At 70.1% G+C, this 15,004-nt stretch carries 13 protein-coding genes; 7 read left to right on the top strand and 6 right to left on the bottom strand.

Annotated elements, in window-relative coordinates:
- Nucleotides 1-150: 150 nt before the first annotated feature.
- From ABD793_RS24475 to nadD, 5 genes are read right to left on the bottom strand one after another with little or no spacing between them, the layout of a single operon-like run.
- The gene (locus ABD793_RS24475) at nucleotides 151-1,002 is read right to left on the bottom strand and encodes a DegV family protein (RefSeq protein ID WP_344863881.1); all 852 of its coding nucleotides are present in this window, start codon (nucleotides 1,000-1,002) and stop codon (nucleotides 151-153) included.
- A 4-nt stretch (nucleotides 1,003-1,006) separates the two neighbouring features.
- Complete coding sequence (gene octT / locus ABD793_RS24470; protein ID WP_344863879.1) at nucleotides 1,007-1,735, bottom strand: diglucosylglycerate octanoyltransferase; 729 nt, start codon at nucleotides 1,733-1,735, stop codon at nucleotides 1,007-1,009.
- 4 nt (nucleotides 1,736-1,739) lie between these two features.
- Nucleotides 1,740-2,354, bottom strand: a complete 615-nt coding sequence (locus ABD793_RS24465; RefSeq protein ID WP_344863877.1) for a histidine phosphatase family protein — start codon at nucleotides 2,352-2,354, stop codon at nucleotides 1,740-1,742.
- Complete coding sequence (rsfS, locus tag ABD793_RS24460; protein WP_344863875.1) at nucleotides 2,351-2,761, bottom strand: ribosome silencing factor; 411 nt, start codon at nucleotides 2,759-2,761, stop codon at nucleotides 2,351-2,353. Before rsfS ends, ABD793_RS24465 begins: the two co-directional genes overlap by 4 nt.
- Before the next feature lie 44 nt (nucleotides 2,762-2,805).
- Nucleotides 2,806-3,405: a nicotinate-nucleotide adenylyltransferase gene (gene nadD / locus ABD793_RS24455; protein WP_344863873.1), complete on the bottom strand. Its 600-nt coding sequence runs from the start codon at nucleotides 3,403-3,405 to the stop codon at nucleotides 2,806-2,808.
- Nucleotides 3,406-3,516: 111 nt separating this feature from the next.
- Here nadD and ABD793_RS24450 point away from each other — a divergent pair, with 111 nt between their 5' ends.
- From ABD793_RS24450 to argS, 3 genes are all read left to right on the top strand, one after another.
- Nucleotides 3,517-5,691 carry a RecQ family ATP-dependent DNA helicase gene (locus ABD793_RS24450; RefSeq protein WP_425548754.1) on the top strand — a complete coding sequence of 725 codons (2,175 nt, stop codon included), beginning with the start codon at nucleotides 3,517-3,519 and terminating at the stop codon, nucleotides 5,689-5,691.
- 903 nt (nucleotides 5,692-6,594) lie between these two features.
- Nucleotides 6,595-7,887 carry an MFS transporter gene (locus ABD793_RS24445; RefSeq protein WP_344863869.1) on the top strand — a complete coding sequence of 431 codons (1,293 nt, stop codon included), beginning with the start codon at nucleotides 6,595-6,597 and terminating at the stop codon, nucleotides 7,885-7,887.
- Nucleotides 7,888-7,954: 67 nt separating this feature from the next.
- Nucleotides 7,955-9,682 carry an arginine--tRNA ligase gene (gene argS / locus ABD793_RS24440; RefSeq protein ID WP_344863867.1) on the top strand — a complete coding sequence of 576 codons (1,728 nt, stop codon included), beginning with the start codon at nucleotides 7,955-7,957 and terminating at the stop codon, nucleotides 9,680-9,682.
- A 100-nt stretch (nucleotides 9,683-9,782) separates the two neighbouring features.
- Here the strand turns inward: argS and ABD793_RS24435 are convergent, their stop codons facing one another.
- On the bottom strand, nucleotides 9,783-10,418 hold the full coding sequence (locus ABD793_RS24435) for a TetR/AcrR family transcriptional regulator (protein WP_344863865.1): 636 nt from the start codon (nucleotides 10,416-10,418) through the stop codon (nucleotides 9,783-9,785).
- Between the two features lie 110 nt (nucleotides 10,419-10,528).
- Between ABD793_RS24435 and ABD793_RS24430 the strand changes: the two genes are divergently transcribed.
- The 4 genes from ABD793_RS24430 to ABD793_RS24415 are packed head-to-tail and all read left to right on the top strand — an operon-like array spanning nucleotide 10,529 to nucleotide 14,937.
- A complete protein-coding gene (locus ABD793_RS24430; RefSeq protein ID WP_344863863.1) occupies nucleotides 10,529-11,332 on the top strand; it encodes an enoyl-CoA hydratase-related protein in 804 nt (267 codons plus the stop codon).
- Nucleotides 11,333-11,334: 2 nt separating this feature from the next.
- Nucleotides 11,335-12,480 (top strand): acyl-CoA dehydrogenase family protein, encoded by a 1,146-nt coding sequence (locus ABD793_RS24425; RefSeq protein WP_344863861.1) that lies wholly within the window; start codon nucleotides 11,335-11,337, stop codon nucleotides 12,478-12,480.
- A 53-nt stretch (nucleotides 12,481-12,533) separates the two neighbouring features.
- On the top strand, nucleotides 12,534-13,280 hold the full coding sequence (locus ABD793_RS24420) for an SDR family NAD(P)-dependent oxidoreductase (RefSeq protein WP_344863859.1): 747 nt from the start codon (nucleotides 12,534-12,536) through the stop codon (nucleotides 13,278-13,280).
- 10 nt (nucleotides 13,281-13,290) lie between these two features.
- Complete coding sequence (locus ABD793_RS24415) at nucleotides 13,291-14,937, top strand: AMP-binding protein (RefSeq protein WP_344863858.1); 1,647 nt, start codon at nucleotides 13,291-13,293, stop codon at nucleotides 14,935-14,937.
- The last annotated feature ends 67 nt before the right edge of the window (nucleotides 14,938-15,004 follow it).

Below are 15,004 nucleotides of genomic sequence, written 5' to 3'. Positions count from 1 at the left end.
ACCCGAAACTTTCGGCAATGCCTCATCAGCAGTTCACTGACGGATCGACGGACCCGCAACGATCCGGGCCGCCGCTGTCCGCCAACCCCGACCGTGTCTTCACCGCGCTACGCAGCCGGATTCAGGAGCCCGAAACCACCGAAGCCGCCATCAACCAACGGACCGCTGCACCACGACGCCGAGCACTCCGGGGCCGGTGTGCGCGCCGATCACCGCTCCGATCTCCGAAACGACGCATCCGCCGCCGCAGCCGGGGACTGCCTCCTCCAGCCGGTTGGCCAGCTCGACCGCGCGTTCCGGCGACGCGAGGTGGTGCACCGCCAGTTCGACCGATCCGTCCCCGGCCGCTCGCACCGACAGCTCGACCAGCCTGCCGATCGCCCGGTTCATCGTGCGGACCTTCTCCAGCGGCAGGATCCGGCCCTCGGACATGTGCAGCACCGGTTTCACCGCCAGCGCCGTGCCCAGCAGCGCCGCCGCGGACCCGATCCGGCCGCCGCGGCGCAAGTGCTCGAGCGTCTCCACCACGAACAGCGTCGACGAACGCCGGGCCGCGGCCACCGCGGCCGCCTCGACCTCCGCCGGGTCCGCGCCGTCCGCGGCGACGGCCGCGGCATGCAGTGCGGCGAACCCCAAACCCATTGCCGTGGTGCGGGAATCGACCACCCGGATCAGGTCGGAGCCGACTTCCTCGGCCGCGATCACCGCGGCTTCCCAAGTGCCGGACAACTCACGGGAAAGGTGCACCGAGACCACCGCGTCCGCGCCCGAGTCGAGCGCGGTGCGGAATTCGGCAGCGAACTCCGCGGGTGTCGGCCGGGAGGTGCTGACGACCTTGCGCTCCCCCAACGCTTCCGCGAGTGCGGCCGGGCCCATTTCGGCACCGTCAAGTGACCCCACGCCGTCGACGAGGACATGCAGGGGCACCACCCGCACCGAGTGCCGCTCGGCGAAGCCTTCGGGCAGGTGGGCGGTGGAGTCCGTGACCACGGCGACCGACACTCCGTCAGCCTACGTCTCCGGAGCCGAGGTACGGCGCGATCACCTTCGCCATGGCAGTGCCGAACGCCTCGTGACCCGCCCAACCCCAGTGCATACCGTCGGGATTTCCTGCCCCGCTGAGCACGTGTTCCCCGACAACGCCGGGCGTGTCGAGCAACGGCACTTCGCACCGCTCGGCCCATGAAGCGATCGAGGCGGCCGCTTCGGCGTACCCGGTGTGTACGCGGCCGTACGCGTCCGCGCGGTGCACCGACGGCATCATCCCGAACACAGGCAACTCAGGTCGCAGTACTCGCAGCGCTTCGACGGACTGGTCGAGGAAGCTCACCGTCAAGCGCGCGGGAAGAACGCGCGGACGTCCTCGCAACGCGACAGACAGCCGTGGCTGCGCTGACAGGTATGCGCCGCGTACGACGCGACGTACGCGCTCAGGCCGGAGGTACCGCAACCCTTGCCGGAGGTAGGTGGGCAACGGCGACGGCAGTGTGTCCATGCTGCCCACAGCGAGCACCACGGCGTCGACCCGGTGCAGATCCGCCCAGACCCGCGGGTCGCCGGTCAGGGACCACCACAGATCACGCGCGGTCCACCCGATTCCGGCGACCAGATCTGCGTGGCCGCCCACCGCGTTCGCCGTCACGTTGGGCCACAGGCGCGGTTCGTCGGCCGGGCACGGGCCTTCCGGGCCGTGGAAACTCAGTGAGTCACCGAATACGAGCAGCTGCGGGGCCATCGCTTCAGCCGGTGATCCCCGCGTTGTACGCGTGCAGCCGCCATTTTCCGTCCCGGCGGCCGAGTTCGACCCAGTGGCAGTTCATGATCCCGCCCAGCGACGGCCAGACCTCGATCGGCAGGCCGAGCAGCTTCGCGGTGAGCGCCACGATCAGCCCGCCGTGCGTGGCCAGCAGCACTGCCTCGCCCGCGCCGGAATTCGACTGCAGCAGGTCGTTGACCACCTCGCCGGCCCGCTCGGCCACGTCCACTCGCGACTCCCCGCCAGGCGGGGCCCATGCGGCGTCGGTGCGCCAGTGCTCACGATCGCCCGGGTAGGTCGCGTCGACCTCGGGGCCGGTCATGCCCTGCCACTCACCCAAGTGCGTCTCGCGCAGCCGCTTGTCGATGCGCAGCGGCACGCCGACGGCGTCGGTGAGCACGGTGGCGGTGTCGGTGGCCCGGTGCAGGTCCGAGGCGATCACCAGGTCCGGCGAGAACCGGGCCAGTGCGGGGACGGCGAACCGCGCCTGGTTCCAGCCGACCGGGGTCAGCGCGGAATCCAGGTGCCCCTGCATGCGGCCGGCGGCGTTGTAGTCCGTCTCGCCGTGCCGCCACAGCAGCAGCCGCCCCGGGCTCACGCCTGCAGACCCTCCGCGTCGTCGCCGGGGGCCTCGGCGGGCACCGGCTCGAGCCCTTCGACCTCGATCCGCGGGCAGTCCTTCCAGAGTCGTTCGAGCCCGTAGAACGAGCGCTCGTCGACGTGCTGCACGTGGACGACGACGTCGACGTAGTCCAGCAGCACCCAGCGACCCTCCCTGGCTCCCTCGCGCCGGACCGGCTTGTGCCCGTCGAGCCGCAGCTTCTCCTCGACGTTGTCCACGATCGCGCCGACCTGCCGCTCGTTCGGCGCGGACGCGATCACGAAGGCGTCGGTGATCACGAGCTGGTCGGACACGTCCAGCACGACCACGTCGCCGGCCAGTTTGTCGGCTGCCGCGTGCGCGGCAGCCACCGCCAGATCCCGCGCCTCGGTCGTCGCTGCCACAGTGCTCCTTCGGATTCGGGGTTCGCCCGCAAGAGAGTACCCGGTCAGCCGTCGCGGTCCTTGCGGTAGAGGTCCTTCTTCGCGATGTAGCGCACCACGCCGTCGGGCACCAGGTACCAAACCGGCTCGCCGCGTTCGACGCGTTCGCGGCACGCCGTGGACGAGATCGCCATCGCGGTGACCTCCACGAGGCTCACCCTGCCGCTGGGCAGATGGTGCGAATTGAGCCGGTAACCGGGCCGGGTGACGCCGATGAAGTGCGCGAAGTCGAACAGCTCGTCCGCCTTGTGCCAGGTGAGGATCTGCTCGAGCGCATCCGCGCCGGTGATGAAGAACAACTCGTCGTCCGGGAATTCTTCGTGCAGGTCCCGGAGGGTGTCGACGGTGTAGGTCTGCCCCTTGCGGTCGATGTCCACGCGGCTGACCGAGAACACCGGGTTCGACGCGGTCGCGATGACCGTCATCAGGTAGCGGTCCTCGGCACGGGTGACCCGGCGGCCGGTCTTCTGCCACGGCTGGCCGGTCGGCACGAAGATGACCTCGTCGAGAGCGAACCGCGACTGGACCTCGCTCGCCGCGACGAGGTGACCGTGGTGCACGGGGTCGAAGGTGCCGCCCATGACCCCGATCCGGCGTGGTGACATAGCCGGTGAGCCTATACGCGCGGCGGCGCGCGGGCTGCCATCTCCGGCTGCGACGTCGGTAACTCCTCGCCACGATTGTGACATGAGTCACATAACTCTGCGTTTTCGGGTATGAGCGGTCCGTTCGCGCCGCCTCCGGCTCCCGCTTTGTCGCCGGCATGGGGTACACGTGGGGACGTGGACACCACCGAGGCCCTGCGAACCCGCGCCGAGACCCTGCTCCGTGCGCTCGCCGGCGACACCGCCACCCTCCGCGACGACCAGTGGACCGCCATCGAGGCGCTGGTCGCGCACCACCGGCGTGCGCTCGTCGTGCAGCGCACCGGATGGGGCAAGTCGGCGGTGTACTTCCTGGCCACTGCACTGTTGCGGGAGCAGGGCGCGGGACCGACCGTGATCGTCTCGCCGCTGCTCGCGCTCATGCGCAACCAGATCACCGCGGCCGCCCGCGCCGGGATCCACGCGGCGACCATGAACTCGGCCAACGCGCAGGAGTGGGACCAGGTCCAGGCGGCCATCGCGGCGGGTGAGGTCGATGTGCTCCTGGTCAGTCCGGAGCGGCTGAACAACCCGGACTTCCGGGACAACGTGCTGCCCAAGCTCACCGCGAGTGCCGGGCTGCTGGTCGTCGACGAGGCGCACTGCATTTCGGACTGGGGCCACGACTTCCGGCCGGACTACCGGCGGCTGCGCACGCTGCTGGGGGATCTGCCCGACGGCGTGCCGGTGCTGGCCACCACTGCAACCGCGAACGACCGGGTGGCCACCGATGTCGCGGAGCAGCTCGGCATCGGCGACCAGACCGGCACCCTCGTGCTCCGCGGCCCGCTCGATCGGGAGAGCCTGCGGCTGGCCGTCGCCGAACTGCCCACGGACGAAACCCGGCTCGCGTGGCTCGCCGAGCACCTGGCGGAGCTGCCGGGATCCGGGATCGTCTACACCCTGACCGTCGCGGCGGCGCACGATGTCGCGGCCCTGCTGAGCGAGCGCGGATACCCGGTGGCGGCCTACACCGGCAAGACCGATCCGGCCGACCGGCAGGCCGCGGAGGACGATCTGCTCGGCAACCGCGTCAAGGCGCTCGTGGCCACCTCCGCGCTGGGCATGGGCTTCGACAAACCGGACCTCGGGTTCGTGGTGCACCTGGGCGCGCCGTCGTCGCCGATCGCGTATTACCAGCAGGTCGGGCGGGCCGGGCGTGGCGTGGAGCGGGCTGAGGTGGTGCTGCTGCCGGGGCGTGAGGACAAGGCGATCTGGGCGTATTTCGGGTCGCTGGCGTTCCCGGACGAGCTGCGGGTGTCGCAGGTGCTGAACGCGCTCGCCTACGCCGACCGTCCACTTTCGACAGCTGCGCTGGAGCCGACGGTGGAGCTTTCGCGTTCGCGGCTGGAGATGGTGCTGAAGGTGCTCGACGTCGACGGTGCGGTGCGCCGGGTGCGAGGCGGCTGGGAAAGCACCGGGCAGCCATGGGAGTACGACCGCGAACGGTACGAACGGGTCGGCACGGCGCGGGCCGCGGAGCAGGAGGCGATGCTCGGATACATCGCGACCACCGGATGCCGGATGGAGTACCTGCGCAGGCAGCTGGACGATCCGGCGGCGGCACCGTGCGGGCGGTGCGACAACTGCACCGGACGGCACTGGGACACCGCGGTGTCCCGGGAAATCGAGGGAGCCACGCGAGAGCGGCTGGACCGGCCGGGGGTGGAGAGCGCACCGCGCAAGCAGTGGCCGAGCGGGATGAGCGGGCTCGACGTGCCGTTGTCCGGCCGGATCGCGGCAGCCGAACAGGCCGAGCCGGGGCAGGTGCTGGGCAGGCTCACCGACGTGGGCTGGGGCGGACGGCTGCGGTCGCTCGTCGGTCCCGGTTCCGCGGACGTCGAGGTGCCGGACTCGGTGTTCGAGGCATGTGTGAAGGTGCTGGCGTCCTGGCAGTGGGCGCAGCGGCCGACGGCAGTGGTGGCGATCCCGTCGGCGACCCGGCCGCAACTCGTCGACAGCCTCGCCCTGCGCCTGTCGGCCATCGGACGGTTGACGTACCTGGGTGAACTGGAATCGGCCGGTCCCCCGCCCCGGCAGGCGAACAGCGCCCAGCGGCTGGCGGATCTCTGGCGGCGGCTGAGCCTGCCCGAGCCGCTGGCCGCGGACCTGGCCCGGACCCGCGGCCCGGTACTGCTCGTGGACGACGTGATCGACACCGGCTGGACGATGACGCTGGCCGCCCGGCTGCTCCGCCGGGCGGGGGCGGATGCGGTGCTGCCCTTCGCGCTGGCCAGCACTGCCTGAGCGGAGTTCGGGGAGGGGAGGTCCGGGTCGGGTTGGTGAGCGGCTGGATTGGGAGGGGTGAGCGACTGGGTTGGGTCGGGCTGCGGTCGGTGGGTGAATTGGCCGAGCGGGGCTGGAGCCGGGCGATTGGGGCCGGCCGGTGCTTCTTGTACGCGGAGCGTGCAGCGGCGGCGAAGGCGGAAATGGCGGCAGAGACGGCTGCGAGGGAACAGGAGAAGCGGTGGTGTCGCGGCAGCTGACGCCAGCGGGCGTGGCCGCGGTGTGGCGTGGCGTGCGGACGTGACGGTGGCGTGGCGCGCCAGCGGGCGTGGCCGCGGTGTGGCGCGCCAGCGGACGTGACGGCGGCGTGGCTTGGCCGCGGTGTGACGGGTGAAGCGGCTTAGCGGCGGCGCGACGGCAGCCGACCCAGCGGTAGCCGTAGCGATGGGCGTAACGGCGGCGCGACGGGCATGCGACCTAGTGGCGACGTAGCGGCATGGCGGCCTGGCAGCGGCGTGGCATCGGTGTGGCGCGGTACGGCGGCGACGCGGCGGCACCGCGGCGGCGTAGCGATGGCGTAACTGCGGGCGTAACGGCGGCGCAGCAGCGCGGCGGCGTAGCGATGGCGTGGCGACGGTGGCGTAACTGCGGGCGTAACGGCGGTGCAGCGAGCGCAGCGGCGTAGTGGCGGCGTAGTGGCGCAGCAGCGCGGCGGTGCACGCTCTGTGGACAAGAAAAGCCGGAGTAGTGGCAGTGGCGGAGCTGGCGAAGAAGCCACCAAGACATAGTGGCGGACCGTTGGGACCGCAGTGGTCGCCTCGAGAGACGTGGGTGTCTTGTCCAGGGAGTGGGCGGGCGCTACCGATCTCGGGAGGTTTCTGGCAAAGTGCCGTTCCACGCTGGGTGTAGGTGGAGGTCGGGGCGATGGTCGAGTCTGCGGCGGCGGGGGTCACCGCGCGGCATCGGTTGCCGGTGCGGAAGTTGTTCGCTGCCAGTGCCGGGAATGCGCTCGAGTGGTTCGACTGGACGATCTACGCGACGTTCAGCATCTACTTCGCCGGTGCCTTCTTCCCTCCCGGTAACGACGCACTCGCGCTGATCAACACGTTCGCCACCTACGCGCTCGCGTTTTTCTTCCGGCCGCTCGGCGGGGTGTTGCTCGGGCGGTTCGCGGACGTGCGCGGGCGCAAGCCGGCCATGATCCTCACCATCGCGCTGATGGCCGGGGGGTCCGTCGCGATCGGGGTGCTGCCCACGTTCGAGCAGGTCGGGTGGTTTTCGCCGGTGCTGCTCCTGCTCGCCCGGGTCGCGCAAGGGCTTTCGCTCGGCGGCGAGGTGTCCAATGCCTCCGCTTACCTCGGCGAAGTCGCCCCGAAGCAGCGGCGGGGGCGGTACTCCTCGTTCTTCTACATCTCCACCGGCAGCGCCGTGCTGATCGCCACCGTGCTCGGGTTCGTGCTCGCGCGCACGATGGACAAGGCGCAGCTCGGCTCGTTCGGCTGGCGGATCCCCTTCCTGCTCGGCGGGGTGCTCGGCGTCGTCGGCCTCTGGCTTCGCCGCAGCCTCGCGGAAACCGAGCTGTACCACCAGAAGAAGGAAAAGGCCCGGCGCGTCGAACGACCGCTGCTCACCACCCTCACACACCACCCCCGCGCGGTCGGGCAGCTCGTCGGCTTCACGATGCTGTCCACGCTCTGCTACTACACGTTCTTCAGCGCGCTCACCTCGTTCGCGGTCAAGACCCGCGGCGCGGACGACGTCGACACGTTCCTCGCACTGTCGATCGGCACCGCGCTGTTCGTGCTCCTGCAGTACCCGATGGGTGCGCTCGCCGACCGGGCAGGCCGCAAACCGCAGCTGCTCGTGTGGTCGGGGGCGACCGCGCTGGTGATCGTGCCGCTCTCCTACCTCGTCCGGCCCGGACTCGGCGGCCTGCTGATCGTGTTCTGCGTGGGCCTCGGGCTCTACACCGCGATGACCTCGCTGGCCCCGGCGATCATGAGCGAACTGTTCCCCACCGAACTGCGCGGCCTCGGCATCGGCGCCTGGTACAACCTCACCGTCGCGGTGTTCGGCGGCACCGCACCGCTCGTGCTCAACGCGCTGTCCGCCGTGGGCTCCGGCACGGCCTTCTTCTGGTACGTGGCCGTCGCGGCGGCGATCGCGTTCCTGGTCATCCTCTGGCTGCCCGAGACCAAGGGCAGTGAGCTGCGGTAATCCCGTCGAGCCCGCCTGCGCGGAGTCGGTACGCTGCGACGATCCGACGACGCGAAGGAGGGACACCGTGCAACAGCTCGCAGTGAACGAGGAACTGGCCCGACGCGTGGTGGCCGCGCTCCGCCGCGCGTTCGGCATCGAAATGGCACCGGCCGGCGCGCTCGTCGCAGTGTCCACTCGCGACGGTGTCGACTACCAGTGCAACCTGGCGATGAGTCTCGGCAAACAGCTCGCCCGCCCGCCCCGCGAGGTGGCCGCCGAGATCACCGCACACCTCGACCTCAGCGATGTCGCGGAAACGCCGGAGATCGCCGGTCCCGGCTTCCTCAACTTCGTGCTGCGCCGCGAATGGCTCGAACAGCGCCTGGCCGGCCTCGCCGGTGACGACCGGCTGGGCGTCGCCCCGGCGGAAGCACCACGCCGGATCGCACTCGACTACAGCAGTCCCAACGTCGCGAAGGAAATGCACGTCGGGCACCTGCGCTCCACAGTGCTCGGTGACGCAATTGCGCGCCTGCTGCGGTTCGCCGGGCACGAAGTGCTGCCGCACAACCATCTCGGCGACTGGGGCACGCCTTTCGGCATGCTCATCGAGCACCTGCTCGACGAGCCGCCCGCGGGCCACCGCGGGATCGGCGACCTCAACGCGTTCTACCAAGCCGCGCGCCGGAAGTTCGACAGCGACGAGAAGTTCGCGACGAGGTCTCGCGAGCGGGTGGTACAGCTGCAGGGCGGCGACCCGGAAACCCTTGCGACGTGGCAGGAGCTCGTCGACGAGTCGACTCGGCATTTCAACGAGGTCTACCGGCAGCTCGGCGTCACGCTCACCGACGCCGACATCTACGGCGAGAGCTTCTACAACCCGTCTCTGGCAAAGGTGGTCGACGAGCTCGAAGCGGAGCAGCTCACCGAAATCAGCGACGGGGCCGTTTGTGTGTTCCCCGAAGGCTTCCACAACCGCGAAGGCGACCGGTTCCCGTTGATCGTCCGCAAACGCGACGGCGGCTACGGCTACGCGGCGACCGATCTCGCCACGGCGAAGTACTGGACCGCCGAACGCCGGGCCACCGATCTGCTGTACGTGGTCGGCGCCCCGCAGTCACAGCATTTCGCGATGCTCTTCGCGGTGTGCCGGGCGGCCGGCTGGCTGGACGGGGTGCACGCCGAACACATCGGATTCGGCTCCGTGCTCGGCGAGGACGGCAAGGTGATGCGGACGCGGGCGGGCGAGACGACCAAGCTTGCCGATTTGCTGGACGAAGCGGTCTCCCAGGCCGCCGGGATCGTCGCCGAGCGCAGTGAGCTGGGCGCGGACGAGCAGCGGACGGTCGCGCGTGCGGTCGGCATCGGCGCGGTGAAGTACGCCGACCTGTCCGGGGACCGCGAACGGGACTACGTGTTCGCCTGGGACCGCATGCTTGCCAAGGACGGCAACACGTCCGTGTACCTGCAGTACGCGCACGCGCGGATCGAATCGATCCTCGCCAAGGCAAGTGACCGCGGGGAAAGAGCGCCCGTGCAGCTGGCCGAACCTGCCGAACGCGCGCTGGCGCTCACCTTGTTGCGCTTCGGCGAAGCCGTCCGAGCGGCGGTGTCTGCCTACGCGCCCCACAAGCTGTGTACATACCTCTACGACACCGCCGTCACGTTCTCCCGCTTCTACGAACAGTGCCCGGTGCTCGCCGCGGAAACCACGGAGCTGCGGGCCTCCCGAATCCAGCTGGCGGCGTTGACCTCGCGAACCCTGGTACTCGGGCTGGGACTGCTCGGCATCGAAGCCCCGCGCCGCCTCTGACCCGCTCGCGGTGGGAGAACGCCCGCGTACTCGGTGAACGCGGCACGCTGCCGGCCCCACGGCAGTTCGGTGTCCGGGAAATGCGTTGTGCACCACCGGGTCACGGCGCGCTGCGCACCAGCGCCATCAGCGTGTCCGCGACCTCCGCGACTGCCTTCTTCCGGGCGGCCGCGGGGAGTTCGGCGCACCAGATCGGCGCCTGGCTCATCGCCGCGTGCATGCACTGCAGCACGGTGTCGATGCTGGTCACGGTGAATTCGCCGCTCGCGATGCCCTCTTCGACCAGCGTGCGGAAGAGGGTGTCGTGCCGGCGCCGCAGGCCCTTGATGCGCTCGCGCTGCTCGGCCGGCCACTCCCTGGGCACCAGGAACAGCCGCAGTGCGGCCGGGTGGTCGTGCACCGCGATGCCGACGTGCTCGTGGATCAGCGCCCGCAGCCGGGCACCGGGGGTTCCGGGGGTCTGCCCGAGCAGCCGCTCCAGGCGCGCGGTCCATTCGTCGCCGAGGGTCTCGATCGCGGCCGTGCCCAGCTCGTCCTTGCTGGAGAAGTAGTAGTACAGCGAACCCTTCGTGACGTCGAGGCGCTCGGCTACGTGCTCCAGGCTCACCGCGTCGTACCCGCGTTCGCCGAACAGCTCGGCCGCCGCGTTCAGGATTTCCTGGATGCGCTTGCCCCGCTTGCGCTGCACGCGCGCCGACGGCGGCGGCGGATCGTGCACCGCCTGCTGCGTGCCCATGCCACTCCTTCCGGTCCTCGCCGCCCACCCTACCGTCTTGACCTTTGAACCAAATATTGACCTCAGAGTCAAACTTTGTCACTGTGGTCAGACGCGAGAAGGGAGCGATGGTGAGCACAGCGCAGTTCGAGGACATCCGGTACGAGGTCGACGGGCCGGCAGCGATCGTCACGATCGCCCGGCCGCACCGCTACAACTCCTTCCGGGGCAAGACCGTCGAGGAGCTGATCAAGGCCTTCCGGCTCGCCTGGGCGGATCCGAAGGTGCAGGCCGTGATCCTCACCGGCGAGGGCGACAAGGCCTTCTGCACCGGTGGCGACGTCAAGCAGCGGGCCGAAACCGGCGACTACGGCCCGACCGAGAGCGGTATGTTCGAGATCGGCAACCTGCACAAGCTGATCCGCGATCTCCCGAAACCGGTGATCGCCGCGGTCAACGGGATCGCCGTCGGCGGCGGGCACGTGCTGCACGTGCTCTGCGACGTCACCATCGCGAGCGAGACGGCACGGTTCGGCCAGGCCGGGCCGCGGGTCGGCTCGTTCGACGCCGGATTCGGCACTGCCTACCTGGCCAGGGTGGTCGGGGAGAAGAAGGCCCGCGAGATCTGGTTCTGGTGCCGGCAGTACGACGCCGCCGAGGCCGAGCGGATGGGACTGGTCAACGTCGTGGTGCCGCCCGGTGACCTGCTGAAAACCGCGAAGGAATGGGCCGCCGAAGTCGCGGAGAAGAGCCCGACCGCGATCCGGTTCTGCAAGCAGTCCTTCAACGCCGACACCGACCACCAGGCCGGACTGTCCAATCTGGCGATGTCCGCGCTCGACCTGTTCACTGCCTCGCCGGAAGGCCTGGAGGGGGCGGCCGCGTTCGCCGAGAAACGCAAGCCCGACTTCGTCTCCCGGGTGAACTGGCACTGACCATGGACTTCGCCTTTTCCGAGGACTCGGACGCCTACCGCCGGCAGGTGCGGCGCTTCGCGGCCAAAGTCCTCGCTCCGCACTACCAATCCGACGACAAGGCGGCGAAGCTGCGTCCCGCGCTCGTCACGGACATGGCGGGGATCGGGTTGACCGGACTGCGGATCCCCGAGCGGCACGGCGGGCAGCAGGCCGGTGCGGTGATCGCCGGGATGGCGGCCGAGGAGGTCGCGCGCGCTGACTTCAACGCGTCCTACCTGATCATCGTCAGCGCGCTGGTCAGCGACATCCTCACCCGCAACGCCACCGATGCGCAGCAGGCCGCCTGGCTGCCGCCGATCGCGTCCGGCGCGGTCGTGCCTGCGTTCTGCATCACCGAACCCGGGCACGGCACGGACGCGGCGAAGCTGACCATGAAGGCCGAACCGGACGGCGACGGATGGCGGCTCACCGGGGAGAAGACCTCGATCACGCTCGGCGCCTCGGCGGACGTCGCGCTGGTGCTCGCGCGCACCGGCGGTCCCGGAGCTCGCGGGGTGAGCGCGTTCTGGGTGGACCTCGACGACCGGTACCTGACCCGGACGGCCTTCGACGATCTGGGCAGCCGCTCGATCGGCCGCGCGGCACTGCACTTCGACGGATTGCCGGTGCCGCGGACTGCACTGGTCGGCGGAGAAGGGCAGGGCTTCGTCTCGGTCATGCAGGGTTTCGACTACTCCCGCGCGATCATCGGGCTGGCCTGCCTCGGCGCGGCGCAGGTTTCCCTCGACGAGGCACTGCAGTGGGCCCGCGACCGCGAAGCGTTCGGCAGCCCGATCGGCACGTTCCAGGGTGTCGCGTTCCCGCTCGCGGAATACGCCACGTACCTGCGCGGCGCGCGTCATGTCTGCTACGAGGCGTTGTGGCGCAAGGACAACGGCCTCGAGCACAGTACCGAGGCGGCGATGGCGAAATTCTGGGCGCCGAAGCTCGCCGCGGAGGTCATCCACCAGTGCCTGCTGACCCTGGGCCATCTCGGCTATTCCGCGGAAAGCCCGGTCGGCCAGCGGCTGCGTGATGTCATCGGCCTGGAGATCGGCGACGGCACCGCGCAGGTCTCGAAGCTCGTCATCGCGCGCAATCTGCTCGGCCGCGCCTTCGCCCCGTGAAAGCGCTGCCTCGAACCCGCCACCCATCCGCAACGGAGGCTGAAGGACGAATCATGGGCAAGCTCAGCGAGAAGATCAGCATCGTCACCGGCGCCGGTCAGGGCATCGGCCGGGGTATCGCGGAGAAGTTCGCCGCGGAGGGTGCGACCGTCGTGGTCGCCGACGTCAACGAGACCACCGCGAAGGAGACCGCGGCCGGGATCGGCGGCGGGGCGATCGGCGTACGCACCGATGTGACCTCCCGTGAGTCGGTGGCCGCGACGGTCGAACAGGTGCGCGGGCAGTTCGGGCGGATCGACGTGCTCGTGAACAACGCGGGCTGGGACAAGGCGGGGCCGTTCACCGAGTCCGCTCCCGACGATTGGGACCGGATCGTGCAGATCAACCTCTACGGCGTGCTCAACACCTGCCGCTCGGTGCTGCCGGTGATGGCGGAACAGGGCTTCGGCTCGGTGGTGAACATCGCCTCGGACGCCGGACGCGTCGGATCCTCCGGCGAGGCCGTGTACTCGGCGGCCAAGGGCGGCGTCATCGCGTTCACCAAGTCCGTCGCGCGCGAGCTGGCACGCAACAAGGTCAACGCCAACGCCGTGTGCCCGGGACCCGCCGACACCGCGCTGTTCGCCTCCATCGGCGGCGACAACCCGAGACTGCGCGAAGCACTCGTCAAGGCCATCCCGTTCCGGCGGCTGGCCCAGCCCGCCGACCTCGCCAACGTGGTCGCCTTCCTGGCCTCGGACGAGGCCGCCTACGTCACCGGCCAGACCGTCAGCGTCAGCGGCGGCCTCACCATGAGCTGAGGAGCCTGCCATGCCGTTCGCGACGATCCTCGACGCCGAGACGATCCACGCCCACACCCGCGCCGGGTACTGGGTGAACCGCACCATCACCGACCACCTCGACGAGGCGGCCGCCGCCACCCCGGACAAGACCGCGTTCGTCGATGCCCGGCGCAGCGTCACCTACTCCGCACTGAAACACGAGGTCGACCGCTGCGCACAGGGGCTGCTGGCGCTGGGTGTGCGACCGGGCGACGTGGTCTCGTTCCAGCTGCCCAACTGGATCGAGTGGATCGTGGTGCACTACGCGGCGAGCCGGATCGGGGCGATCAGCAATCCGCTGATCCCGATCTACCGCGACCGCGAGATCGGCTTCATGGTCGCGCTTGCGCGATCCAAGGTGCTCGTGGTGCCCAGGGAATTCCGCGGTTTCGACCATCCGGCGATGATCGAACGGCTCCGTCCGCAGTGGCCGGACCTGGCACACGTGCTGGTGGTCGGCGAGCCCTCGTGGGACGAGTTCGCGGCCACCGCCTGGGAACAACGGCATCCGGCGGATCTGGCCGCGCTGCGCCCGGACCCGAACGAGGTCACCCTGCTGATCTTCACCTCGGGCACGACCGGCGAGCCCAAGGGCGTGATGCACACGCACAACACCGCGATCGCCGCGAACAACCCGTTGCCCGCCCGGCTCGGGATCACCCCGGACACCGTGTTCCACATGGCCTCGACACTCGCCCACCTCACCGGTTTCCTCTACGGCGCAAGACTTCCCGTGCAGAACGGCGCGACCTGCGTGCTGCAGGACGTCTGGGACGCGCAGCGGTTCGCCGAACTCGTCGCCGAGCACGCCATCACCTACACCTCGGCCGCCACCCCGTTCCTGCACGACCTGCTGACCGTGCCGGACCTCGGCGCGCACGATCTTTCGTCGCTCACCCGGTTCTGCTGCATGGGCGCGCCGATCCCGCGCGCGATCGTGCGGGAAGCGCGGGAGAAGCTGCCCGGCCTCGTCGTGCTCGGCGGCTGGGGGCAGAGCGAGGACGCACTGGTCACCCTCGGTATCCCCGGTGACCCGGACGAGAAGCTGATCGACACCGACGGCTACCCGTGGCCGGGCATGCGGATCCGAGTGGTCGACGCCGAGGGGCACGAGCTGCCGCCCGGGGGTGAAGGACGGCTGCAGGTCGCCGGGCCGTTCCTGTTCGTCGGCTACGCCGAGCGGCTGGAGATGGCCCGTGCCGGCTTCACCGGCGAGTGGTTCGACACCGGAGACCTCGCCACCGTCGACGCCGACGGCTACCTGCGGATCGCGGGCCGCACCAAGGACGTGATCATCCGCGGCGGGGAGAACATCCCGGTCGCCTACGTGGAGAACGTCCTCTACGAGCATCCGGACGTCGAAGCCGTCGCCGTGGTCGCGGTGCCCGACCCGCGGCTGCAGGAACGCGCGTGCGCCTGCCTCGTGCTCACACCCGGCGCCGCGGAGCTCGGACTGGCCGACGTGCGGGCGTTCCTCGCCGGGAAGGGCGTGGCCAAGCAGTACTGGCCGGAGCGGGTGGAACTGCTCGCGGAACTACCTCGCACGGCCAGCGGGAAGATCCAGAAGTTCCAGCTCCGCGACCGGTTGCGGAGACCGGCCGAGGCTGCGTCGTCGCTGCGGGTACCGGGTCGGTGACGCTGCCGGGCCCGGGTGAAACGCGGTGCCCCTGGCCGCCGATTCACCGGGCAGGCCCCTCCGAGGA

Source organism: Amycolatopsis ultiminotia (genome assembly GCF_039536925.1).
Taxonomy (GTDB): Bacteria; Actinomycetota; Actinomycetes; order Mycobacteriales; family Pseudonocardiaceae; genus Amycolatopsis; species Amycolatopsis ultiminotia.
This window is presented reverse-complemented; position numbering and strand designations above follow the sequence as displayed.